The sequence below is a fragment of the Botrimarina sp. genome (genome assembly GCF_040219535.1).
Lineage (GTDB): Bacteria > Planctomycetota > Planctomycetia > Pirellulales > Lacipirellulaceae > Botrimarina.
Map to the genome: position 1 here is coordinate 608902 of NZ_JAVJSH010000020.1, position 23125 is coordinate 632026.

General features: G+C 68.4%; 24 protein-coding genes and 1 tRNA gene. 13 read left to right on the forward strand and 12 right to left on the reverse strand.

Annotated elements, in window-relative coordinates:
- The first annotated feature begins 105 nt into the window (after positions 1 to 105).
- Both RIC11_RS12770 and RIC11_RS12775 read left to right on the forward strand, forming a co-directional pair.
- Positions 106 to 804 (forward strand): hypothetical protein, encoded by a 699-nt coding sequence (locus RIC11_RS12770; protein WP_350211819.1) that lies wholly within the window; start codon positions 106 to 108, stop codon positions 802 to 804.
- Between the two features lie 129 nt (positions 805 to 933).
- On the forward strand, positions 934 to 1908 hold the full coding sequence (locus RIC11_RS12775) for a hypothetical protein (RefSeq protein ID WP_350211821.1): 975 nt from the start codon (positions 934 to 936) through the stop codon (positions 1906 to 1908).
- On the opposite strand, the gene RIC11_RS12780 is transcribed toward RIC11_RS12775, so the two are convergent.
- On the reverse strand, positions 1878 to 2954 hold the full coding sequence (locus tag RIC11_RS12780; RefSeq protein ID WP_350211823.1) for a DUF2231 domain-containing protein: 1077 nt from the start codon (positions 2952 to 2954) through the stop codon (positions 1878 to 1880). The two genes, RIC11_RS12775 and RIC11_RS12780, sit on opposite strands and share 31 nt — an antisense overlap.
- 125 nt (positions 2955 to 3079) lie before the next feature.
- Here RIC11_RS12780 and RIC11_RS12785 point away from each other — a divergent pair, with 125 nt between their 5' ends.
- Positions 3080 to 3925, forward strand: coding sequence for an FAD-binding domain-containing protein (locus tag RIC11_RS12785; RefSeq protein ID WP_350211825.1), 846 nt, complete (start codon positions 3080 to 3082; stop codon positions 3923 to 3925).
- A gap of 89 nt (positions 3926 to 4014) precedes the next feature.
- The gene (locus tag RIC11_RS12790; protein WP_350211827.1) at positions 4015 to 4404 is read left to right on the forward strand and encodes a hypothetical protein; all 390 of its coding nucleotides are present in this window, start codon (positions 4015 to 4017) and stop codon (positions 4402 to 4404) included.
- 87 nt (positions 4405 to 4491) lie between these two features.
- Here the strand turns inward: RIC11_RS12790 and RIC11_RS12795 are convergent, their stop codons facing one another.
- The 3 genes from RIC11_RS12795 to polX all read right to left on the reverse strand — a co-directional run bounded on the left by RIC11_RS12795 (position 4492) and on the right by polX (position 7458).
- The gene (locus tag RIC11_RS12795) at positions 4492 to 4821 is read right to left on the reverse strand and encodes a type II toxin-antitoxin system RelE/ParE family toxin (RefSeq protein WP_350211829.1); all 330 of its coding nucleotides are present in this window, start codon (positions 4819 to 4821) and stop codon (positions 4492 to 4494) included.
- Positions 4818 to 5051 carry a hypothetical protein gene (locus RIC11_RS12800; protein WP_350211831.1) on the reverse strand — a complete coding sequence of 78 codons (234 nt, stop codon included), beginning with the start codon at positions 5049 to 5051 and terminating at the stop codon, positions 4818 to 4820. The genes RIC11_RS12795 and RIC11_RS12800 overlap by 4 nt, the downstream gene beginning before the upstream one ends.
- Positions 5052 to 5685: 634 nt before the next feature.
- Positions 5686 to 7458: a DNA polymerase/3'-5' exonuclease PolX gene (gene polX / locus RIC11_RS12805; RefSeq protein WP_350211833.1), complete on the reverse strand. Its 1773-nt coding sequence runs from the start codon at positions 7456 to 7458 to the stop codon at positions 5686 to 5688.
- Between the two features lie 176 nt (positions 7459 to 7634).
- Between polX and RIC11_RS12810 the strand changes: the two genes are divergently transcribed.
- The 4 genes from RIC11_RS12810 to RIC11_RS12825 all read left to right on the forward strand — a co-directional run bounded on the left by RIC11_RS12810 (position 7635) and on the right by RIC11_RS12825 (position 10294).
- Positions 7635 to 8885, forward strand: a complete 1251-nt coding sequence (locus RIC11_RS12810) for an outer membrane protein assembly factor BamB family protein (protein WP_350211835.1) — start codon at positions 7635 to 7637, stop codon at positions 8883 to 8885.
- Between the two features lie 75 nt (positions 8886 to 8960).
- Positions 8961 to 9707, forward strand: a complete 747-nt coding sequence (locus RIC11_RS12815) for a 3-keto-disaccharide hydrolase (protein ID WP_350211837.1) — start codon at positions 8961 to 8963, stop codon at positions 9705 to 9707.
- A 160-nt stretch (positions 9708 to 9867) separates the two neighbouring features.
- Positions 9868 to 9941, forward strand: a tRNA-Met gene (locus tag RIC11_RS12820).
- 17 nt (positions 9942 to 9958) lie between these two features.
- Positions 9959 to 10294: a hypothetical protein gene (locus tag RIC11_RS12825; RefSeq protein WP_350211839.1), complete on the forward strand. Its 336-nt coding sequence runs from the start codon at positions 9959 to 9961 to the stop codon at positions 10292 to 10294.
- Between the two features lie 409 nt (positions 10295 to 10703).
- On the opposite strand, the gene RIC11_RS12830 is transcribed toward RIC11_RS12825, so the two are convergent.
- Complete coding sequence (locus RIC11_RS12830) at positions 10704 to 10892, reverse strand: hypothetical protein (protein ID WP_350211841.1); 189 nt, start codon at positions 10890 to 10892, stop codon at positions 10704 to 10706.
- Between the two features lie 202 nt (positions 10893 to 11094).
- Here RIC11_RS12830 and RIC11_RS12835 point away from each other — a divergent pair, with 202 nt between their 5' ends.
- Complete coding sequence (locus tag RIC11_RS12835) at positions 11095 to 11688, forward strand: hypothetical protein (protein ID WP_350211843.1); 594 nt, start codon at positions 11095 to 11097, stop codon at positions 11686 to 11688.
- A gap of 180 nt (positions 11689 to 11868) precedes the next feature.
- Here RIC11_RS12835 and RIC11_RS12840 read toward each other — a convergent pair whose 3' ends face one another.
- The 5 genes from RIC11_RS12840 to RIC11_RS12860 form a co-directional block, all read right to left on the reverse strand.
- The gene (locus tag RIC11_RS12840) at positions 11869 to 12279 is read right to left on the reverse strand and encodes a transposase (RefSeq protein ID WP_350211847.1); all 411 of its coding nucleotides are present in this window, start codon (positions 12277 to 12279) and stop codon (positions 11869 to 11871) included.
- A gap of 5 nt (positions 12280 to 12284) precedes the next feature.
- Positions 12285 to 12674, reverse strand: a complete 390-nt coding sequence (locus RIC11_RS12845) for a transposase (protein ID WP_350211849.1) — start codon at positions 12672 to 12674, stop codon at positions 12285 to 12287.
- A 72-nt stretch (positions 12675 to 12746) separates the two neighbouring features.
- Positions 12747 to 13043, reverse strand: coding sequence for a hypothetical protein (locus RIC11_RS12850; RefSeq protein WP_350211851.1), 297 nt, complete (start codon positions 13041 to 13043; stop codon positions 12747 to 12749).
- A gap of 45 nt (positions 13044 to 13088) precedes the next feature.
- Positions 13089 to 15059 (reverse strand): RHS repeat-associated core domain-containing protein, encoded by a 1971-nt coding sequence (locus RIC11_RS12855; protein ID WP_350211853.1) that lies wholly within the window; start codon positions 15057 to 15059, stop codon positions 13089 to 13091.
- Positions 15056 to 15889 carry a class I SAM-dependent methyltransferase gene (locus tag RIC11_RS12860; protein WP_350211855.1) on the reverse strand — a complete coding sequence of 278 codons (834 nt, stop codon included), beginning with the start codon at positions 15887 to 15889 and terminating at the stop codon, positions 15056 to 15058. Before RIC11_RS12860 ends, RIC11_RS12855 begins: the two co-directional genes overlap by 4 nt.
- Before the next feature lie 156 nt (positions 15890 to 16045).
- On the opposite strand from RIC11_RS12860, the gene RIC11_RS12865 reads away from it, so the two are divergent.
- Positions 16046 to 17131: a DUF2817 domain-containing protein gene (locus RIC11_RS12865; protein WP_350211857.1), complete on the forward strand. Its 1086-nt coding sequence runs from the start codon at positions 16046 to 16048 to the stop codon at positions 17129 to 17131.
- Between the two features lie 45 nt (positions 17132 to 17176).
- Here the strand turns inward: RIC11_RS12865 and RIC11_RS12870 are convergent, their stop codons facing one another.
- Together RIC11_RS12870 and RIC11_RS12875 are read right to left on the reverse strand one after the other, a co-directional pair.
- A complete protein-coding gene (locus tag RIC11_RS12870) occupies positions 17177 to 18619 on the reverse strand; it encodes a phenylacetate--CoA ligase family protein (protein ID WP_350211859.1) in 1443 nt (480 codons plus the stop codon).
- Between the two features lie 230 nt (positions 18620 to 18849).
- Positions 18850 to 19029, reverse strand: coding sequence for a hypothetical protein (locus RIC11_RS12875; RefSeq protein WP_350211861.1), 180 nt, complete (start codon positions 19027 to 19029; stop codon positions 18850 to 18852).
- Between the two features lie 215 nt (positions 19030 to 19244).
- Here RIC11_RS12875 and RIC11_RS12880 point away from each other — a divergent pair, with 215 nt between their 5' ends.
- The 3 genes from RIC11_RS12880 (at position 19245) to RIC11_RS12890 (ending at position 23004) form a co-directional block, all read left to right on the forward strand.
- Positions 19245 to 19994, forward strand: coding sequence for a hypothetical protein (locus RIC11_RS12880; protein ID WP_350211863.1), 750 nt, complete (start codon positions 19245 to 19247; stop codon positions 19992 to 19994).
- 440 nt (positions 19995 to 20434) lie between these two features.
- On the forward strand, positions 20435 to 21226 hold the full coding sequence (locus RIC11_RS12885) for an SDR family oxidoreductase (protein ID WP_350211865.1): 792 nt from the start codon (positions 20435 to 20437) through the stop codon (positions 21224 to 21226).
- A gap of 272 nt (positions 21227 to 21498) precedes the next feature.
- Positions 21499 to 23004: a glycoside hydrolase family 13 protein gene (locus RIC11_RS12890; protein WP_350211867.1), complete on the forward strand. Its 1506-nt coding sequence runs from the start codon at positions 21499 to 21501 to the stop codon at positions 23002 to 23004.
- Positions 23005 to 23125: the final 121 nt, after the last annotated feature.

The following is a 23125-nucleotide window of genomic DNA, read 5'->3' on the forward strand; positions in this document are numbered from 1 at the left end:
AGTGGGGAGTGGGGAAGCGTCTTGCTTAGCCTCGACGCCAACACGCAGCAGGTTTCCGGCGTTTGCCGTCGGGGTTTCCGTTTTTCTGAGATAGCTGAACGAGAAATGAGCGGAGCCCTCTTGCTAATCGAATCGGCGCTGGTGGCCGCGGTGCTGACCGCGTGGTGCCGTTTGGCGGCGACGCCCGCCGGCCAGACCGACCCGGCCGCGGGGCCGATCTTGGTCGTGGCCTCGCTCGCCGTGGCGGCGATGCTCGGCGCGCGGCTCGTGTACAGCTGGAAGCGGCGGACCCTGTCGGGCGGCTGGTGGGGGCTCGACGCGGCCGTGCGGCAACTCGCCACGCCCGTGGCGATCGGCGCGGCCGGGGCGCTCGCCGCTTGGGCCGTGTGGCGGGCGAGCGAGGGGGAGAAGCTCGGCGGCTACGGCAGCCTGCTCGTGCTGCTGCTGGTCACGGCCTCCGGCGCAAAGCTCGCCGCGGAGACCTACCTGTTCGCCCAGCTCGGCGGCGACCCGTCGCCCCGCCAGGAGTCGGCCCGCGCGCTCGTCGGCCCCAAGTCGCTCGTGGCCAAGACCCGGTACGCGCTGGGCGTGATGGGCGGGATCGTGCTGCCGCTGGGCGCCCAGATCCTCGCCGGCGGCGCGAAGAACATCCCCGCCGTGGCCGACGCCGCCGCCCCGGCGACGCTCGCCGTGCTGTCGCTGGTCTGCCTCCTACCCGGCGAGCTGCTCGAGCGCCGGCTGTTTTGGAGCGACGGGGCCGCCAACTCCGCTACCGCGGCGCGCGAATCGGCTCCGAACCGGTAACCCGCCCCAGCGCAAAGCGGCGGCGCCGCTGCGCCCTCCGGCCTTGCCTCACGCTCCGGGCCGCCGCTACCGTCTGGCCGCGCGCCAGACGCGGGGTCTGGGGCGGGTGATAGCGGCCCGGAGGGTGAAGTGTTCCTGATAGCTCTGCTAGTGGGCCTGGCGGCCGCCGGCGCGGCGACCGCCCAGGCGCCGGATGCGTCGGCCGAGGGGCCGGCGGCGGCCGAGTCTTCGATCGCCGTGGAGGTCCAGCGGGGCGAGCCGCGCGAGCTGCTCGACGGCATCGGCTGGGTCGTCGGCGTGCCCAACAAGCTGCTGCTGCTCGACCGCCGCGCCGACAACCACGACGTGTCGCCCGAGACCGTCGCCGAGACGACCGAGCTGCTCGCCGCCCGCGACGTCGACGGCGTGATGGTGCGGGTCAACCAGTACGACCCAATCGGCGAGTGGCGCCGGCTAGCGAAGAACGACCGCGTCGGCCTGCCGTGGCGGGCCACGGTGGGCGTGGTCTACACGCTCGGCTACTCGGTCCTCCCCGGGCGCGTGTTCGGCGGCGACTGGTACAACCCGTTCACCGACACGGTGCACGTGTACTCCGACGTGCCCGCCCTGGCGATGGAGCAAGCCGCGCAGGCGTACGACACGCACCGCCGGTCGCACCCGGGCCTGTACTCGGCCACGAAGCTGCTGCCGCTGGTGGGCCTGGTGCACGAGGCGCGGGCCAAGGAGGTCGTGTTCGAGCACGTCGACGAGCACGGCACCCTCGAAGAGCGCGCCGAAGCCCGCCGCGTGCTCACGCCGCAGCTGGGCCGCGAGGTCGGCGGCCAAGCCGCGTTGTTCCTGCCGCAGGGCGACGCGCTGTTCTCGCTCACCGGCGCGGCGATCGGCCACGTGGTCGGCCGGATCCAGGCCGACCGGATCGACCCAGACGGCCCGCCGGGCGACATCGAGTTCTGGCTGCCGTCGCTGGAGGAGATGAAGCCGATCGACGCGGCGGCCGGCGCGCCGCTCGGCGAATCGCCGCTGGGTGACCCGCCGCTCGGCGGCGCGCCGCTGGGGGAGCCGCCGTTTGGGGATCAGCCTTCGGGGTTGACCCACTCTTGGTAGGCGTCTTCGAGGAAGCCCTCGCCGTGGATGATCTCGCCGCCGATGTGGCCTTCCCACGCGACCGCTAGCGCGAGGCCGATCAGCCCGAGCCGCCAGATCACGCCGAGGGTCTTGCTCTTCTTGGCTTGATTGACGACCGCCAGGATCGACAACACGGTCGACACGAAGAGCAACGCAACCGCGGTCCAGCGGTGCTTCACGAGGTGCTCGGAGAAGTCTCCTAGCTCGTCGCCCCAGGTCCACATGTCGCCGTACACGTGCTCCGCGTACCACCAGCCGGTGGCGGTCGCGGCCACGGAGGTGATCGTGCCGAACAGCAGGCTCGCCAGCGGGATCTGCGTCCGCAGCGACGGCACGACCACGCCGATCACCACAAACACCGCGCCGAAGATCCACAACGCGATCGGCAGGTGGACCGCCGCGTGGTGCATCAGCGCGAGGAACGCGGGAGCGCGCTCGGCGAGGCCGGCCCAGTCGGTTCCCGCGGGGGCCTCTTCGTCTGCGTCTGCTTCGTCTGCGTCTGCTTCGGCAGCCTCGTCTTCGGCGGCCTCGTCTTCGGCTGCGTCCTCTTCGGCGGTCGCGGCGTCTTCGGCGGCGTCCTCCTCCGGTGTGTCGGCTTCAGCGGCGTCGGCCGAGGGCTCCTCCGTAGTGGGCGGCTCCGTAGCGGGCGCCTCTTCGACGGGCGCCGATTCGTTGGCAGGGGGATCGTCGGTAGCGGGATCGTCGGTCGCCGGCGGCTGGTCTGCCTCGGCTTCTGGCTCACCAGAGGTTTCGGCCGCCTCGGCGGCTTCGGCTGGTTGCTCTTCGGCGGTCGCCGGTTGGTCCGCTTCTGCGGCCGATCCTTCGGGCGACGGCTCGGCCGTCCCTTCGGCCGCCTCGTTGGTTGCAGCCGGCTGGCTGTCGGACGTGGCGGCATCGCCCTCGGCGGTCTCGGCCGGCGCCTCGGCGGCGGGGCTCTCTTCGACCGCATCGGCCTCTTGCGCCGGCGCGTGGGTCGCGACGAGCAGCAGCAGGGCGATCGACGGGCAGGCAAGTAGCAGACGCACGGCAGGGCTCCTCCGCCAAGGAACGGGACTCAGACTCGGATTGTCTGAACATCGTAACCACCCGCGCCCCGCCGCGGCAGCCGGTCGCCCCCTGGTCGCTCGGCCGCATCGGCTTAGCATCCCGCATGGCCGGATCGACCGACACCAGCGGCGGCGCCCGACGCCCCGACGCCCTGCACAGCGAACCTCTGCGTCGCGACTTTGCGGACCGCGACGAGCTTGTCGCCTACTGCCGCGACGTGTTCCCGGCGGCCGCCGAGGTCGACGACCACGTGTCCGCGACCCGCGGCGGCCCGTGCGCGGCCGAAGCGCGCCTGGCCGAGGTCGACCCGCCGCGGTACGGCCGCACCCGCAACGCGCTTGATGGCGCGGTAACGGGTCTGTCGCCGTACCTGCGGCACGGCGTCGTCGGCCTCGCCGAGACGCGCGACCTCGTCATCGAAACCGCCGGCTCGCCCCGCGCCGCGTACAAGCTGCTGCAAGAGCTCGCCTGGCGCGACTACTACCGCCGCGTGCTCGACGACATCGGCGACGATGTGTGGGACGACCTCGAAGAGTGGAAGACCGGCTACCACGCCGACCACTACGCCGACGAGCTGCCCGAAGACTTCCTGCGCGGCGAGACCGGCAACGACTTCGTCGACCACACGGTCCACACGCTCCACGAGACCGGCTACCTGCACAACCAACTGCGGATGAAGATCGCCGCCTACGTGGTCCACTGGCGCCGCGTGAAGTGGCAGGCGGGCGCGGCGTGGATGCTGTCGCACCTTCTCGACGGCGACCTCGCGTCGAACAACCTGTCGTGGCAATGGGTCGCCAGCACGTTCGGCCCGAAGCCGTATCTCTTCAACGAGGAGAACCTTGTGAAGGTGACAGGCGGCAGGTTGCAGGGCGTAGGGCCGGGAGGTCAGCGGCCGTTCGCGGGATCGTATGACGAACTGAACGAGAGGTTGTTCGAGAGGCGCTAGGCGCTAGGCGCTTGGCGCCCACCCGCGCACGCGGCGTCGAACGCGGCTTCTCACCACCCTAACAACTCGCGCCTCACGCCTCGCGCCTCATGCCTATCACCTGGCTCCACGACGAGATGCTCTCCCCCGCGTGGCTTCGGGAAGGCGTGCCGACGCTCTTTGTTTTCGACGAAGAGTGGATCGCGCGCGAGCGGCTGTCGCTCAAGCGGATCGTGTTCCTGTACGAGTGCCTGCTCGAGCTGCCCGGCGTGGAGATCCGCAAGGGGGACGTCGTGACCGAGGTCCGCGCGTTCGCCGAGAGGCACCACGCCGACACGATCCAAACCGCCCGCTGCCCGCTCCCACGGATCAAGCGGCAGGGAGAAGAGCTCGGCGCCCAGTGGCTCGACCCCGAGCCCTTCGTCGAGCTGCCCGGCCGCGTCGACCTGAAACGCTTCAGCCGCTACTGGCGCAAGGCCGAGAAGCACGTGATCGGCTGAGCCAGCCGGTGGCCGCCTGAGCCGAGGGCATCAGCCCTCGGAGCGAACCACGGATGGCACGGATTCCACGCAGGGGTGGACTAGCAATCAAGCCGGGGGGAACTCGTCTTTTGCGAGCGGAGGTTGACCGGGGCCTCGAATCCGGAGGATGAGGATCTCGTCGCCAAGAAATGTGTAGACAATCCGGTAGGGAAGGCCGTGATGGGTTTTGAAGAAGACCTCGCGAATCTCGATCTCGGCAAGCTCATCTTCAGCGGCTTGACCGCCCGACAGTGGCTGTTGAGCCAGCAGGGCGACCCGGGACTCGAACGCGTCACGCCAACTCCGCGCGCCGGTTCCGGAACGCTGTTCGATGTAAGCGAGAATGCTCCCGAAGTCCGATTCCGCGCGCGGCAGCATCCGAACCGGGAGCGTCACGAAGCATCGCCCCGAGCGGCGTCGAACTCCCGCAAGAACTCGGCTACGGGACGTCCCCGCTCGCCCGCTTCGACGTCACGCACCGATGCCATGACCGCCGCGGCGTCGACGTCTCGAAACACCTCGGTGCGCCACTCCAGGTACAGGTCGTCGATCGACGCCTTCCGTTGTGCCTGCAGCTGGCTCATCGCGAAGTTGGCGAAGTCGGTGATTTGGCTGGCGGTGTCCATGCCGCGATTGTACCGGGGGTGGACCCCGACTTTCCAGCGAAGCCGTCGGATTCCCAACCACGGCGAACGCGCCTGGGCCGAGGGCGTCCGCCCTCGGAGCGAACCACGATTGGCGCGGATTCCTCGGAGGGCGGTGTGCCCACGAATCAAGCGAATCGACGCGAATAAAGGCTCTGCGGTCCGCGCCGCTTCACTCCGCTCGGTTAGACTGTCGCCACGTAAGTAGCTTGACGGTGTAGACCAATCGGCACGGGCCGCTGGAAATGACTTTGACAGAGAAAGACCGGCAAGCCATCTCGGCGGAAGCTCTCCAATGCCAGCCTGACCAGTCGAAGGCGAACAACGTGAGTTGGGCTAGCAGTGTCCTGTGCCTGGGCCTGGGCTGCGCCAGCTTATTGATGGGGCTCAGGTCCAACGAGTCGTTACGTACCGCGAGCTACCCCATCTGCTTTGGAGTTGCGCTTCTCCTTTTGAGCTTGCTCCATTGGCAAGGTTGGCGGCGGCGCAAGGTGTTGCTGGTCCTGCGCGAGCAGCTGGAGCGAACTTCCAGGGACGGTTCGTCGCAGGCCAAAGTCACTTCGGACTGGCCCGCGAATCAAGCGAATTGACGCAAGTAGCTACGAGACGAGGCGAATCACGAACTAGCGCCTAGCGCCTCCCAACTAGCACCTCCCCGACAATTCGCCACATCCTCCCGCGTCAGCCCCGCCCGGCGCGCCTGCAGCACGCCGTAGCGGAGCACGTCGAGGCCCGCCGGGCTGTGCGCGTCGCTGGAGATGACGATCGGCACGCCGGCTTCTTTGGCGGCGGCGCAGTGGATGTCGTCCAGGTCGAGTCGCATCGGGTTGGCGTTCAGCTCTAGCAGCTTGCCGTGCTCGGCCGCCGCGGCGATCAGCTCGTCGACGGCCACTTCGTACGGCGGGCGCCGGCCGATCAGCCGTCCGGTCGGGTGGGCGATGATCGACACGCTCGGGTGCTCGACCGCGAAGAGCAGCCGCTCCATGATCTTCGCGCGGGGCTGGTTCTGGCCGTAGTGCAGGCTGGCGATGACCCAGTCGGCCTCGGCGAGGACGTCGTCGTCGAGGTCCATGCCGCCCGACTCGAGGATGTCGCACTCGATCCCCTTGAGCACGCGGAACTCGGCGCCCTCGACCGCGAGCTCTTCGTTGACCCGATCGACCTCTTTCCACTGCTCGCGGAGCCGTGCGGCGTCGAGGCCGCTGGCCATCGTGACACGCTTCGAGTGGTCGGTGATCGCGATGTACTCCAGGCCCCGCTCGCGCGCGGCGGCGACCATCTCGCGCAGCGTCGCCTTGCCGTCGGTCGCGCTGGTGTGCATGTGCAGGTCGCCGCGGAGGTCCCCTAGCTCGATGAGCCGCGGCAGCTCTCCCTCCTCCGCCCACTCGAACTCCCGCCGGTGCTCACGCAGCTCGGGCGGGAAGAGCGGCAGGCCGAGCGCCGCGTAGACCTCCTCTTCGGTCTCGCCCGCTACGCGCTCGTCGCTTTCCCCTTTAAACACGCCCCACTCGCTGACCTTCAGGCCCTTAACGCGCGCGCGGCCGCGCATCTCGACGTTGTGCTCCTTCGAGCCGGTGAAGTACTGCAGCGCGGCGCCGAACGACTCGGTCGGCACGCACCGCAGGTCGATCTGCAAGCCGCCGTCCATCCGGACGGACATCTTCGTGTCGCCGCGGGCGATCACCTCGGCCACGCCTTCGAAATCGCCGAAGCGGTCCATCGCTTGCGCGACGGCTCCGGGGTCCATCTCGCGCGGGCCGGTCTCCGGGCCGACATCGACGAGCAGGTCGAGGTCGCCGACGGTCTCCTTGCCGCGCCGGTAGCTGCCGGCCGGCTCGCGGCGGCGGATCGCGGGGCAGCCGTCCATGTGCTGCAGCAATCGCCCGACGACCGCGTCGGCGTCGGCCCAGCGGGTCCGCTCGCCGGCTTTCTCGGCGTGGGCGATGCCGGCGAGGATCGTCTCTTCGGTCTTCTTGCCGAAGCCCTTCAGCCCGCGGACCTTCTCTGCTTCGCAGGCGGCCTTGAGCTGGTCGAGCGTCGCCACGCCGAGCTCCTTGTGGATCGCGGCCGCCTTCTTCGGCCCGAGGCCCGGCACCCGCATCAGCTTGAGCACGCCGGGCGGGACCTGTTCGCGGAGCTCGTCGAGCATCGCCAGCGAGCCGGTCGTGGCGAGCTCGGCGATCTTCTCGGCCAGGTCCTTGCCGACGCCGTCGATCTCGGTCAGCGCCGCCGGCCCGGACTCCTCGACCACGGCCAGCAGCGACTGCGACGCGTCGCCCACGCGGCGGGCGCCGTTGCGGTAAGCACGCACGCGGAACGGGTTCGCCGCTTGGAACTCGAGCAGGTCGGCGACCTCGTCTAGCGCGGCGGCGATTTCTCGGTTGGTCATGTTGTGGAGTCTAGCAAGCGGGATTTGTTCGTGGTCAGTGGTCAGTGGTCAGGGGCTCATAACCAATCCGCAATCCGCATTCCGAATTCCGCACTTCCGTTCCGTCTATGGTCACGGGCCGCTGGGCGGCTTAGAAAGGCGGGGTCTGAGTCCGTTCCTGTGGAGCCGCCGCCGGTATGTTTGCCCGAAGCCTTGTCGCCGCTGCTTGGGTTTGCTTGTTCACCTACCCCGCGGCGGGGCAGGACTGGCTGCAATGGCGGGGCCCCACAGGCGACAACCACGCGCCCCCCGGGGCGACCGCGCCGGCCGAGTGGTCGGCGACCGAGAACCTCGCGTGGCGCACGCCCGTGCCCGGTCGCGGGCACTCGTCGCCGACGATCGTAGGCGATCGCATCTACCTGACGACCGCCGATGAGTCGGCAGAGACCCAGTCGCTGCTGATCTTCGACAAAGCGTCTGGCGAGCTGCTGCGCGACGCGCCCGCGCACCGCGGCGGCTTGCCCGAGCAGATCCACGGCAACAACACCCACGCGAGCCCGACCGTCGCGTCGGACGGCGAGCGGGTCTTCGCGCTGTTGCTCAACTCGGACGCCGCTTACGTGACCGCTTACACGCTCGACGGCGAGCGGCTTTGGCAGGCGCGGGCCGGGGGGTTCGACCCCCAGCAGTATCAGTTCGGGTTCGGCTCTTCGCCGCGGGTGGTCGGCGGCAAGGTCGTTGTGGCGACCGAGTACGACGGCCCGGAGAGCGGCCTCTACGCGCTCGACACGCGCACCGGCGAGCCGGCGTGGACCCGGCCCCGCCCCGACGGGCTCAGCTACTCGAGCCCCGCGGTCGCGCAGATCGGCGGCCGCGCGCAGCTGTTGATGAGCGGCAATGGCCGCCTCGCCGCGTACGACGCGTCGACCGGCGAGCCCCTCTGGGAGACGCCCGGCTCGTCCCGCGCCACGTGCGGCACGATGGTGTGGGACGAGTCCCTCGGTCTGGCGTTCGCGAGCGGCGGCTACCCCAACCCGTTCACCCTCGCGGTCGAACTCGACGGCGACCACGACATCGTGTGGCAGAACAGCGTGAAGTGCTACGAGCAATCGCTGCTGCTCAGCGATGGCTACTTGTACGCGACATCGGACCGCGGCACGGCCTACTGCTGGGACGCACGGACCGGCCGGGAGATGTGGAAGCAGCGCCTGGGCGGCGCGTTCAGCTCCTCGCCGCTGTTGGTCGACGGCAAGGTGTACGCCACCAACGAAGGCGGCACGACTTACGTCTTCCGGGCCACGCCCGATCGCTTCATCGGCGTCGCGGAGAACCAGCTCGGCGACAGCGCGTTCGCCACGCCGACGCCCTCCGGCGGCCGCTTGTACCACCGCTACGGCGTCACCGAAGGGGGCCGGCGGCAGGAGTATCTCGTGGCGATCGGTGAGTAGAGTAGTAGCTAGTAGCCACGGTTACTGACTACTGGTCACTGGATTCGCGATTAATCGTTCGTGGAGCTTTCGCCGATGCGACGCCTAGCCGCTATCGCGACCCGGGTGCTTGTCGTTTTCCTGAGCCTGCGAGCGGCCGGCGCGTTCGCCGACGAGGGGGCGTCGTTCGACTTGTTTCCTGGCGGCTCGTTCGACGAGTGGACGCTCTCGGGCGGCGGCCGGCCCCCCGGCGGGTGGCGGTGGTGGACCGAGCGGGGCGAGTTGCACCTGGCTGCGCCCAGCGGCGGGCGGAACTCGCTTCTCACCCGCCGGGAGTTCGGCGACTTCGACCTGGCGTTCTCTTGGCGGAGCCCCGACCGCGGCAACAGCGGCGTGAAGTACCGCGTCCGGCGGTTCGGCCACAAGTGGCTCGGGCCCGAGTACCAGATCCTCGACGACGCGGCGTTCGGCTCGCCGCGGATCGCCGGCGCGGCCTCGCTGTACCTGATCTACGCGCCGCCCGACGACCGCCCGCTCCACCCGCCCGGCGAGTGGAACGCCGCGCGGATCCGCGTCGAGCGGTGCCGCGTGCGTCACTGGCTCAACGGTCAGCCGGTCGTCGACGGCCGGATCGGCTCCGACGCTTGGCGCCGCCGAGTCGCCCGAACCAAGTTCGCCGACTTCCCCGGTTGGGGAACCTGCGAGGACGGGCGGCTCATGCTGACCGACCACGGCTCGGAGGTCTGGTACCGCGACCTGCGTCTGACGCTCCTCCCGCCTGGGGAATCGCCGACGGCGGCGCCGAGCCGGCGGCCGGGGCCGAGCGGCCAACCGACCCCCTGAGCCGCGTGGGCCACGCGGCGGGGGACGCGTTGCCGAACCACCGGAGAAAAGCTACGATTCGAGACCCTTGGGAAGAGCACACCCGCGGCGGCGAACCCACGCCCGCCGCAGCGGTCTGCTCCCCTGTCGGCCGGTGGCTGAAACCACCCGCGCCGACCGCGGCGGCGTAGCTCAGTCGGTTAGAGCAGCGGAATCATAATCCGCGTGTCGGGGGTTCGAGTCCCTCCGCCGCTACCTTGAGGCCTTTCTGTTTGTTGGTCGACCGCGGCGGTCGCGCGATGGGGCTCGCCTCGGGGCGGTCGCAGGCGGAGCGTTGGGCGGCCAAGTGCGTGCGCACGGCCGGGCAGGTGCTGAGCCCCATCGCGCGTTGGTACGCGTCGGCTGCCTCGGCGGGTCGGCCGGCGCGGCGGAGGGCGTCGCCGCGGACGGCCCAGTACGGCTGGAACGACGCCAGCCGCTGGCCCCACTCCGGCGCCAATCGGTCGAGCTCCTCGAGGCACTCCCGCGGCCCCGTGGCCTGCGACACCGCGGCCGCCCTGCTCACGGCCGCCCCTACCGACGGAGCAACGGCCATCAGCAGGTCGTAGAAGCCGACGATCACGGGCCAGTTGGCGACCCCCGACCTCAGCCGCGCGACGTGCGCCGACTGGATCGACGCCTCGAGCTGGAACCGGCCGGGCCTGCCGGCCAACGTCGCGCGGCGTAGAAGGGCCTCGGCCTCGGCGATCCGCTCCGCGTCCCAGCGGGCGGTGTCTTGCTGGTCGAGCGGCGCGTAGCGCCCGGCTCGCCCGGCGTCCTGGACCACCCATCCGGCCGCTACGAGCTGGGCGTCGATGCTCTGGCGGGCTTTGGGCTCTGGCGGCACGGACGTCGCGGTCGCATTGGCGGCAAAGTGCGAAACCGCCAGTATATCAGCGGTAACGCCGGGAATCCCCAGGGCGCCGTACGTGACGGAGCAGAGTCGGCTGCGCTAGCGTTCCGCCTTGGGCAGCTGGGTCACGCAGAGGCTAACGGAGTCAGTCCCGAAGCTAGCCGAAGGACCTCGTTAGCCTGCGGGTCCAGCGTGCCGCCGATTGTCACCGTCACCTGCGACATCTGGCCCTGGTTGTCGTACTCGTACTCGTACGTGTCCCCGTCGATCGACTTCGTGGCCTGCTTCGTCTGCTTCGTGCCAAAATCGCTCAAGCCGTACTCGTACGTTGTGCTCCACGCAGTCGCTCCGGTCGTCGACTCAAGCAGCAGGCGGTCGTCACGCCGGTATCACTCCCGACGTCGCGCCGCTCGTCAAGCAGCCGGCCCAGCTCGTCGCATCGAGGAATATGCTTGACTACCCGGCGGCTCACGCGGAGGATTAAACGGACCGCAACCTTCTGCGAAGGGCTCAATCATGGGCGACGATCCGCTTTACGTAGATGACCCCACGTTTGGCCGCCTCCACTTCGATTACTCTGAGTGGGTCGGCCACGTTGAGTTGCCCAGTTTTCAGCGTTTAGCTGAGCCGATGCACGAGGGCCCTTTCGAGTTGCGGATCGATATCGAGGAACACGACGAGTTACGCCCGTCCGCAAAGGCATTGGAGTTCCTCGCGAACGAGTTGCACTACGAATCGCGTTACGGCGAGATCGTTCCGCTCGCGGTATTGCAAGACCTAACTGGCGAAGGACCCAACTCGCGCAGCGCGTGGTTTGGCGCGCTAGCGCGGCGAGAGGTCGGATGTCTTAAGCATATTACCCCCGAGCAGCCAGACGACTTATACCCTTATCTAACGTTCGGCTGCCTGCACTGCTGTCGCGACTGGCGGGGCGGCCTCATCCTGAACTTCCAGTTTAGTTCCGCCTGGGAGAGCGAACACGGTGGTCCGTCCGTCCTGGTTTGCGATGGGGAGATTGTCGGGCTTGATTACGGCGAACAGCCGCGGCGTTTTGACGAGCCGCCGACGCCGAAGCTCACGGTTAACCCGTTCACGGGCGAGCCCCTATAAAAGTGGGCTATATGATTTCGACTTGCGCGGCGTCAGCACGTCAGCGGTCAAAAAACAAAGTAGCCATGCGGCCTCAACCAGGCTCTTGGACTAACGATTGAGATGATTCTCGCCTGTCGCTCAGTTGTTTAAATGCAACGGTACGTTGGCACTAATCGATGTCAGTCTTCGAGCCTTTGATCAGAACCGTTTCGCGGCGAGTCGTTTGTAAGCGATGAGGGCGGAGGCGAGTTGGACGAAGGCGTCGTAGTGCTTGGCTTTGCGGTCGCGTCGGACGCCGACGGCCCGGTGCTGCTTGAGCCAGGCGATCGCCCGCTCGACCGGCCAGCGGCGTTTGCCGAGCCCCTTTGGGGCGTCATCACCGCGTTGGGGGATCTCCGCCCGGACGCCGCACGCATGAAGCAAGGTAAGCAGGTCTTTCGAGGTGTAACCCGTGTCGGCACACACCAACGCGGGCTTCTCGCGCGGCCGGCCCGGCGCGCCGCCCAAGCGGGGGAACTCGCAGAAGACCAACGGCAACAGGAACCGCACGTCGTGGTCGTTCGCCGCGGACACGATGACCGCCAGCGGCGTGCCGTGGCGGTCGGTCATCACGTTCAGCTTGCTGCCCGAGCGGCCGCGGTCGGTCGGGTTGGGGCCGGATTTTCGCCGCCGCAGGGCGCCTTCAGCAGGCCGCCGTCGATCAGCACGTCGGCCAGTTCGAGCCGCCCGTCCGCTTTGAGTCGTGAAAGCAGCCGTTTGACGATCGCGTGGAACAGGCCCAGTTCGGTCCACTCCTTCAGCCGCCGCCTTGCGGTGCACTGGCTGGCGCCCATCTCGGTCGGCAGGTCGCGCCACCCGAGTCCGGTCTTCGCGCGGAACACCAGCACGGTGAACACCGTGCGGTTGTCGATCGGCTTCCGGCCCCCGTCGGGCGAGGGCCTGTAGACCGGGAACAACGACTCGATCTCTTCCCACAAACCATCCGGCACAAGGCGTCCGGCCATGGCGACTCCGTCCGTGGGTCCAAAAAGCCGCTATTGTCGCCATCGCCTCGAATCGACCAAGATCAGTTCTGATCACTGGCTCTTCGATAATTCCTCCACAGCCCGCTTCGCCTTGTCGCGCATCGAGCTCCATTCCGGTGCGTTCGCTAGTGCGTCGTTCGTGTAGAATTCCCAACTAGATGGGCGCTCGTTCATCTTGTCGAACTCATCAAAAACTTGATCAATTGCGCGACGCTGTCGATCGGTAAGTTGCTCTAGTGCATTGCCGTTCTCCGCTTGTTCTTGAAGTGTCGCCATGCGGGTAATCGAATCAGCGTAATCTCCACCCAAGACACTCGGCGTAGCAAGGTGCTCAAGGTAGGCCAGCATCGCCGCTCGATACCTTTCAATTACCACTTCCAACTCCTCGGCTAATCAGAGAGTGTTTCGCTGATACGACTTGCCTACGGTGTCCGTAAGCAGCTGATAGAACTGCACTCCTCCTGTGTGGGTAAACGCAGTGTGTGTGTCCTTGTCGGTCAACTCCATTACCCCCAGAATCTCGTTGTGATGCCAAAGATAATTTTTCACCAAGCCTTTGTTTGAGACTCCATTGCTCGCCAGCTGACGAATCTGCGTCTCCGCCAGTCTCATGGCGCTCAAGATCGATTGCTTCGCGTTCTCGAACGTCAGCCCCGAGAAACTGAATCCAAGCAGTGTGGTGGCGAACGACAGCCTTCGATCATTCGCATAGCCACCGGTCATCGGAATCCATGTCGTTGCTAACGTTGTCCCCTTGCGCGCGTTCCCGAAGAAGTCCGTTGGTTCGCCAAGAGAATCGATCCCCGCGCCTCGAAGACGATCCGCACCACTTGGAAGGGCGCCTAGGTATCCGATGATCTTCGGAATCGCTGCATTGAGCCGTACCTGACCGTTCCTGCCACGGTACTCTTGCTGAAAACGGTAGAGCAAGTACGCGTTGTAAGCTGCCATAGGCGCTTGAAACTTTTCGATCGCATCGATTCCACTTGCCAGACGCTGCATCTCGAGAAGTGCTATCGCCACAAGGCCTTTGGCGGTTGTGGCGCCAACGCGCACACCGTTGTTCGCTGATTGCAGTTTGGTCTGGCTCTGCGTTCTCGTTGTGATTGAGAGTTCTGTCAGATTCGTCAACCCGCTTGGATCACGTCCGTTGATCGGGTCCCCATTTGCGTACAGGTACTTGTGTAGCGACTGCGGGTCGTCGCTGTTGCCCGCGAAGTCGTCCATCCGTAGGAACCGGCCCGTGCGGAAGTCGTACGGGCGGGCGCGGAGGTAGTCGAAGCCGTTGGCGTCGCGGCGTTCGGCTCGGTAGAGGTGGTCGGTCGCCGCGGAGTGACCGTCCAGCCGCACGCCGTAGGCGTCGTAGGCGTAGACCTCGTCGTTGGCGATCGCCCCGGTGGCGTCGAGCACGGCGCGGGTGGAGCCGCCGCCGTCGGACAAGAGCGCCGTGTACGCGGCCAGGGCGCCGTCGCGTTGGCCGAGGATCGCGTGGCCGATCAGGTACGCCCGCTCGACGTTCTGGGTTCCCAGGTCTTTCTGTTCCAGAACCTGGGCGTAGCCGGTCGGGTTCTGGCGGTCGAGCAGGAACAGCTTCGTGTCGCTCGATTCGGTCCGCGAGACTTGCAGGCCGTTGTCGTCGTACTTGTAGGTCGTTGTGTCGTCGACAATGGTGTCGCCATCCGAGTCGATCTCGACCTTCGACAGCCGCCCGCGGGCGTTGTACGAGTAGGTCGTTCGGTCCTCGGCAGTAAATCCAGACCCGTCCTCGGTGTCGGCGTTGTAGGTCGCCTTGCCCGACTGCCGCACGCCGGCGTACGAGTAGACGATCGACTCGTTGACCGAGCCGTTGGCCCCGGCGTCGGTCTTCTCCCACAGCAAGTGGTCGTTCGCGTCGTAGCCGTAGGTGACCAGCCGATCGGTCCCGGTCAGGCTATCGTGCTTGTATCGCAGCCGGTTGCCGGCCAGGTCGTAGCCGTACTTGTCGGTGTAGTCGTCGAGCGTTGACGAGGTTGAGGTAAGCGTCTCCGTCGTGAGGCGGCCCGCCTCATCGTATGTCCAGTCGAACGTGTGGGTCTCCAGCGTGGACACGCCGTTGCTCTGGTAGAACGTCTCGATCGCCTGAGAACGCTTGCCATCATCTCTGACAGCGTACTCGAACGTCGCGATCAGGTCTTCGCCTCCTTGGCGCCCCTCGGTCGCGTCCTCCCGGTACTGCGTGAGCTCCGTCAGGCGGTAGAGGTCGTCGTACTCGTACTGGCTCGCTTGGTCGGGCCCGAGGACGTACTCGACATTGCCGACCTTGTCGTACTCGTACTCGGTGTCACTTCCCGCCGAGTCGCCGCTCCGGCCAGCGGCGTCGCTCAAGCCGGCTTGCGGGCGACGAAGCAGCCGTAGGCCATCGCCCCGCTGCGGTACGCGTCGAGGATGGTCTGGAACCGGTCGAGGAAGACGATCTGCCCCCGGTCGACCAGCCCCGCGACTCTGTGGATACCGAACCGCTTCACCCGGTCGCGGCAGATCTCCCACGTGCGATCGACCCGCCGTGTCCAATCGTCGGCGACCGTGAGCTCGAGCCCCGCGTCGGCGAGCCAACCTTGGTAGTCACTGCTCGTGCCCAGCGACGGGCAGAAGAACCCTTCGCACACGTCCTCCACACGGCGCCGCTGCGCGGCGTCGAGGTTCTCGCCGGCGAGCCACGCGCAGATCGCCACCCCGCCGCCGGGGCGGACCCACTCGGCGGCGCGGCGGAAGAAGGCCGGCTTGTCGAACAGGTGCTCGGTGCACTCGACGCTCCACACGAGGTCGGCCGACTCGGGATCGAAGTCGACGCGTTCGGCGTCGGCGCAGAGGAAGTCGGCTCGGCTGCCGACCCGATCCCGCCACGCCGCGGCGGCCGCCCAGCGTCGCTGGAAGCGGCTGATCGTCACGCCGGTCACCCTGCAATCCAGCCGCTGCGCGAGCCGACGCGACGACCCGCCCATGCCGCACCCGATGTCCAGCACACGGTCGCCCCGTCGCAGCCCCGCGGCCGCGGCGAGGCGGTCCGTCAGCTGTTCCTGGGCGACCGACGGCGACTCGTCCGCTTCCCAGTAGCCGTGGTGGATGTGCCGCCCCCACAACAGCCGGTAGAAGAGCGTCGACACGTCGTAGTGCCGGCGGATGACGTCCTTCCGGACGGTGGGGCAAGAGATCATCGGCGATCGAATAGAAGAGCGAGGGCAGACGCCGCGGAGGGGCCGCTGTGCCGCTCTCGCCGGTCCCGCCCGGTCCGACGCGCCTGGGTTCAGCCGGGCGCCGCATCTGGTAGGTTCTAAGCGGGGCACGGCGCTTTATCGGTTCGTCGGGGGCGTATGGCTAGTAGCGGCGGCGATCCTTCGCGGTTCTTTCCCCTGGCGTACCAGCCGTCGCGCGACCGCTTGCGCCGCGCGGCGGAGGCCGCGGGCCTGTCGGTCCACGAGCTGCCGATCGGCGCGGCCGGGCCGGACGGGCGGCCGCTGGCGATCGACACGGTGCTCTGCGGCGACGCGGCACGCAAGGCGGTCGTCGTGAGCAGCGGCGTGCACGGCGTCGAGACGCCGCTCGGCGCGGCGATCCAGACCGCTTGGCTCGAGCGGCTGGCCGGCGGCGAGCTCCGGCCGCCGACGGGCTGCACGCTGGCCCTCGTGCACGCGGTGAACCCGTACGGCTTTGCGTGGGGGCGGCGGTTCAACGAGGACAACGTCGACCTGAACCGCAACTTCTTGCTCGACGGCGAGGCCTACCGCGGCTCGGCCCCAATGGTGGAGGCCTTCCGCTCCGCGTTCGTCGGAAGCCGGCGGCTGCCCGGCACGAGCATGCCGATGGCCCTGCTGGCCGCCCGCCACGGCCGGCGCGCCTTCTGGGAGACCCTGCCGCCGGGCCAGTACGACCACCGCGACTGGATCTTCTACGGCGGCAGCGAGCTGTCGGAATCGGGGCAGCGGCTCAAGGAGTGGCTCCCGGATGCGCTGGGCGCCGCGGACGAGATCGTCTGGCTCGACTTCCACACGGGGCTCGGCCGGTTCGGCCACGGCGAGCTGCTGCTGCCCGAGCGGGCGCCGGCCGACGAGATCCAGTGGTGGCGGCAAGCCTTCCCGGCGGCGCCGATCGTCGCGGCGACGTCCGAGCACCGGTACGCGGTGCAGGGCGGGTTCGGCCCTTGGCTCAAGGCCGTGCTCCCCGGCTCGCGGCTGCACTACGCGACCGCCGAGTTCGGCACGTACCAGGGCTTCCGCATGCTGCGTGCATTGATCGAAGAGAACGGAGCGACCCGCCGCGACCCTACGATCGGCCCGGACCACCCCGCGCGGAAGCGCCTCGCCGCCGCCTTCGCGCCGCGGAGCCCGCGTTGGCAGCGGCAGACGTTCGCCCAAGGCATGGACTGGGTGCAGAGGGCGATGGATCGGCTCGCTGGGTGAAGCGGTCGGTCGGCCAGGCTCTTGCTTGCGCGGCGGGATCGCTTCTCATTCGGGCTGCCAGTTCGCGACGATCCGCTGGAACTTATTGCCGTCGGAGTCGGGGCGGAGCTCGTCGACGAGCCTCAAGTCGAAGTCGACGACGTGCTTCAGGCCGCCCTCCTCCAAGAAGCGGTCGACCTCGCGCTCCAGTTCCTCTGCGTCGACCGCTGCGTCGTCGAGGGGTTCGACCTCGATAGCGACCCGCCCCGGCTGGTTCTGGGTCAGCCGGAACTCGCGCACGCCGGTGCGGCCGCCGATGGCTTGTTCGAGGACCACGGGATGGAATGGCCGCGGGTCGCCGTCGCTGCGTGCATAGAAGAGGTCGGAGGTACGGCCCTCGATCTTCTCGATCAGCGGCAACCGGCTGCCGCAGCCGCACTCGCTTTGGGCCATGACGACGGCGTCGTCGACCTCGTAGCGGATGAAGGGCTGCACGCCGTTGGCCAGGTTGGTGACCAGCACCTTCGCGCTCCGCTCGCCGGGCGGGACCGGCCGGTTGTCCGCGTCGACCGCTTCGACGATCGCCCAGTCGGCGTTCACGTGCATGCCGCCGGTGTCGCGGCAACCGTTGGTCAAGAAAAGGCACTCGCCCATGGCGTAGTCGTCCAGCACGTCGGCCGAAAACAGCTCGACGTACCGCCGGCGCGCCTCGGGAGCGAGGGCCTCGCTGATGTTGGTGATCTGCCGCAGGCTCTCGCCCAGGCGGGTCTCGCCGGCCTCCTCGAGCCGCGCCAGCTCGTGCAGGATGCTCGCGTACGTCGACAGGTGCGTCGGCGCGAACTCACAGAGGCGCTCGACCCAGTCCGGTTCGCTGAACGCCAGTTGCTCGACCTCGATGAACCGCCGCACCTCCGGCGGCATGTAAGAGAACGCGGAGCCCGACGGGTAGAAACCCGGTTGCATCACCACCGCGGCCAGCCGGACCGGCCGGGCCATCTTCGCCACCAGCTGGCGGAAGTTGAGCTCCTCGCTGTTGCCCCGCGACGCCTGCAACGCGAAGAGCAGCTCGACGTCGCGCTCGTCCTTCACGAGCAGCAGCGGCTGGCCGGTGCTCCCCGACGTGTGGCTCACGACGAATCGGTCCCGCAGCAGACGGCCCAGGTTCGCCTCGTCGTCCATGAATCCCTCGACCTCGCGGCGCGACACGTCGACGGTCAGGTACTCGTCGAAGTGCTCCATGATCTCGCCCTTGCTGACCGTCGGCAGGTCTTCCAGGCGAGCGTCCTCGGCCGAGAAGCCGGCGTACTTGTCGGCCAGGTAGCGCGAGCCCCGCTTCGCACGGTCCAGCAGCCTCCGCAGCCGCCGACGCTGCAGCGCCTGAAGCCGCTCTGGCGACTCCCTAGCGGTTGCCTTCAGGTTCAACGCGCGGGCGCCGAAGCGGATCGGCCGCCAGAGCCACGCCGCGGCCGCCTCGACCGGGTCCGGCGCCTGGGGGGGAGAAGTCGACATGGGCCAAGAGCTTGGGCAGGCGGGGTTCGGCGGATCGACGCCCCGGCGGGCGATCCGCTGCGGGCGAAGCAAACTCCGTGCCCTGCCCGACCCGCCGCAAGGTGGCCGCGTCGCGCCCCCGGCCGGGGGCTTTCGCTCCCTGCCTGCTTGCCGGGGTCAGGTCGGCGGCACTGCGCAGGTCGAGCCGCCCGCCACTGCGGGAAAGCTAGCTCTTCGGCATGTGGTCGCCGTCAGACCAGTCGGTTGCCGGTGGCGATCGCCGCGTAGGTGGCCGCTGTCAGCACCAGCAGGCCGACGCCCACCGTCAGCTGCGAGCCGACCAACAGGCCGAACCCCGCTACCCCGACGCCGAGCGCTCCGCCCAAGCGGACCAGCACCGCCGAGTCGTCTTGTACGCTGTGCTGCTTCATCGTTGGGGCCCTCCGAGGCCACGTCACGGGCGACGGCCCCCTGCCACGCCCTGCGTGGTCTTCGCACTCATTGTATCACGGCGGGCCGGCGGGGGTGCGCCGGGGTGACGGCGAAATTTGAGCTACCGCGCCGTCGTGATTAAGCTAGCGCGGCTCTGCCCGCCGGCGGGTGGGGCCCAGTTTCGACCGAGAGCCTAGCTCCCCGGGGCGCCCCGATGCCGCCAAGCCCGACCCTGCGATCCGGCCGCCTGACGGGCGCCGCGTTGGCCGCTTGTTTGTTGGTCTCGCCGCCGGCGCTCGCGGCGATTTGGTCCATCGACGAGACCATCGTGCGCGGCGAGACCGAGCTGTTCTGGACCTCGCCGTCGGCGGTCGCGCTCGGCGCGAGCGGCTACAGCTGGAGCTACGAGGTCGCCGCCGTGAGCGCCACGGTGCTCGGCGCCCCGCTCGAGGTGACCGAGCTGATCGGCGATTCCTTCCCGCTCACGCTCTCCGGGCAGAGCGGCGGGCTGCCGTTCTTGCTCGTCGATCAACAACTTGCCGAGCCGGCAACCGGCACGGCGGCGAGGGTGCGGATCGAAGTCGACGCGGCCGGCTTCGGCCGGGCCGCCATCACCGAGGCCGTGTTCGGCTCGCTCGACCTGGGCGGCGGTTCGGTCATCGACATCGACGCGATCCGCATCGAAGCGACCGTCACGGTCGAGCCCGCCGCCGCCCCGCCGCCCGGCGACTACAGCGGCGACGGCTCGGTCGATGTCTACGACTACGTCCTCTGGGCGTCGGCCTACGGGTCGAGCGATCCCCAGACCGACGGCAACGCCGATGGCTCGGTCAACGCGGCCGACTACACGGTCTGGCGCGACGCCGCCGCGTCGGCTGCTTTCGCGGCCCCGGAGCCCTCCGGCGCGCTCCTGCTGGCCTGCGGCCTGGCTGGACTCGGGCGCCGTGGCGAGCGTCGCCGGTAGTAGCAGTGTCGCCTCTCTTGCGTCGTCACGGGCCGCCGCGACTGGCGCCTACTGCTGCTGGCGGGTTTCGAGACAAACGCGACACGCATCGCAACAACCCCCACTGTAACGAAACCTGTCACGAAACGGCGCCTAAGTCGCCTCGCCGCAATCGCTTAGCGTTTCGTTACACCGGTTGCGGCGCGACGCGCCGGCCGCTCGCCCCCGAGGCCATCCGGCGGGCGGCTGTGGGCGTCAATTCTCGCACAAAACGTGCGCCGGCTGGCTGAATCGGCCATGGTTGGCGCGCGGCGGGTGGGGGGGCGTTTCGGCCGTGTGTTGGCACACAAAATGCCCCCGTGCGCCGCCGCCAACCAGCACGGTCGCCCGTGTCGCGGGGCTTGGCCGTGGAAGTCGGCCGGCCCGCGCGCCGGCGCCAACCAGCACCCCGGGGGCGGACGATGGATATCTCTCTTGCCGGCAGAACCGCCTGGGTGACCGGCGGGAGCGAAGGGATCGGCCGCGCGATCGCCCGCCAGCTCGCCGAGTGCGGCGCGCGGGTCGCGCTCACCGCGCGCGACGCGGCCGACCTGGAGGACGCCGTCGGTGAGCTCGAGAGGTCCGGCGCCGAGGCCATGGCCGCCGCGGCCGACGTGTCTTCGCCCGACGAGATGAAGCGAGCCGTCCAGCAGATCGTCGACCGCTGGGGCGGCCTCGACACGGTCGTCGCCAACGCGGGCACGAACGGCACGTGGGCGCCGATCGACGAGCTCACCCCCGACGAGTGGTCGCAAACGATCGCCGTGAACCTGACCGGCTCGTTCCTCACCATCCACGCGGCCGTGCCCCACCTGAAGAAGAGCGACGGCGCGAGCGTTACGCTGATCTCGTCGGTCAACGGCACGCGCGTGTTCAGCAACGAGGGGGCCTCGGCCTACGCCAGCAGCAAGGCGGGCCAGCTCGCGCTCGGGAAGATGGCCGCGCTAGAGCTCGCCCAGTTCAAGATCCGCGTCAACGTGGTCTGCCCCGGCGCGTTCGACACCGGCATCCACGAGAAGACCGACAAGCAAGACCTCGATAAGATCGACACGCCGATCGAGTTCCCCGAAGGGAGCGTGCCCCTCACCCAAGGCGACATGGGCGACCCGAGCCAGATCGGCAAGCTCGTCGCGTTCCTCTCCAGCGACGCCGCCGGGCACATCACCGGCACGCCGGTGTGGATCGACGGCGCGGAGAGCTTGTTGCAGGGATGAAGGGGGGGAAGAGGGAAGAGGGAAGAGGGAAGAGGGAAGAGGGAAGAGGGGAGAGGGGAGGGAGCCCCGCGGCGTCAGCCCGGGGAGCGCATACAAAAGGGAGGGAGCCCCGTGGCGTCAGCCCGGGGAGCGCATACAAAAGGGAGGGGAGCCCCGTGGCGTCAGCCCGGGGAGCGCATACAAAAGGCTTCCGCGCGCGGAACAACAGCTACACACACCATCGGCCGCCGACAGCGCGGCGTTCGCTTACTTAAGGGGCATCGGCTCGCATCATGGAGGAAAAACCGAATCGTGGGTTGGCGCCGCCGCCGGGGGAGATCGAGATCCACACGCCCGACTGGGCGAAGCACGCGGTGTTCTACCAGGTGTTCCCGGACCGCTTCGCGCGGAGCTCGCGGATCCGCCACGCGCCGGGGCTGAAGTTCCAGCCGTGGGGGAGCGAGCCGACGCTCGACGGTTTCCAGGGGGGCGACCTGCTGGGGGTGGTCGACAAGCTCGACTACCTGGAGGAGCTCGGCGTGAACGCGCTGTACCTCACGCCGATCTTCACGTCGGCCTCCACGCACCGCTACCACACGTACGACTACTTCTCGGTCGACCCGCTCCTCGGGGGCGACGCCGCGCTACAAGAGCTGCTCGACGCGGCCCACCGCCGCGACATCCGCGTGGTGCTCGACGGGGTGTTCAACCACACGGGCCGCGGGTTCTGGCCGTTCCATCATATCCTCGAGAACGGCGGCAACTCGCCCTACATCGACTGGTTCACCGTGCACGACTGGCCGCTGAACCCCTACCCGAAAGACAAGGACACGCCGTCGAACTACTCGTGCTGGTGGGAGCTCGCCGCGCTGCCGAAGCTCAACACCGACACCCCCGCCGTGCGCGAGTACATCTTCGAGGTCGCCCGCCACTGGGTGCGGATGGGCATCGACGGCTGGCGCCTGGACGTGCCGCACGAGATCGACGACGACGACTTCTGGCGCACGTTCCGGCAGGTGGTGAAGGGCGAGAACCCGGAGGCCTACATCTGCGGCGAGATCTGGTCCGAGGCGCGGCGCTGGCTGCAAGGGGACCAGTTCGACGCGGTGATGAATTACGTGTTCACCGGCCCGGTGATCAGCTTCTTCGCGGCCGACACGTTCCGACAGGACTACCTCCACCCCCACCTGCCCTTCAAGGCCACGGAGGCCGACGGCCTGGCGAAGCAGATCGACCGCATGTACGGCCTGTACGACTGGGAGATCAACTTCGCGCTGATGAACATGCTCGACAGCCACGACATGGCGCGCCTGTCGTGGATCACCCAAGACAAGTCGGCCGTGCGGCTGTGCGTGCTGTTCCAGATGACGATGCCCGGCGCGCCGTGCCTGTACTACGGCGACGAGGTCGGCCTGACCGGCGGGCCCGACCCGGAGTGCCGCCGCGCGTTCCCGTGGCACGACGAGTCGCAGTGGGACTACGACCTGCTGAAGTTCTACCGCCGCGCGGTCGCGCTGCGGCGCGCGCACGAGACGTTCCGCGTCGGCCGCCTCTGCACGCTCAAGGCCGAGGGCCCGATCTACGCGTTCAGCCGCGAGCTAGGCGACTCCCGGTCGGTCGCCGTGTTCAACGCGTCGACAGAGCGTCAAACGGTGCGCCTGGAGTTGCCGAGCCGGGTTGAGAAGCGTCTGCAACAGGTGTGGCCGCTGGAGACCCACGAGGAGCACACGGTGGACGGCACGAGCCTGTCGTGCACGGTCCCCGCGCGCGACGCGATCGTGCTCGTGCAAGAGGACTGAGCCGAACGCCCGCCGGCGAGCCCCCGCCGTGAGTCGGGGGTGGGAACCACGAAGGAACGACGGAACGAAGGGGAGGTGGGAACCACGAAGGAACGAAGGGCACGAAGAAGGAGCGGGGCGC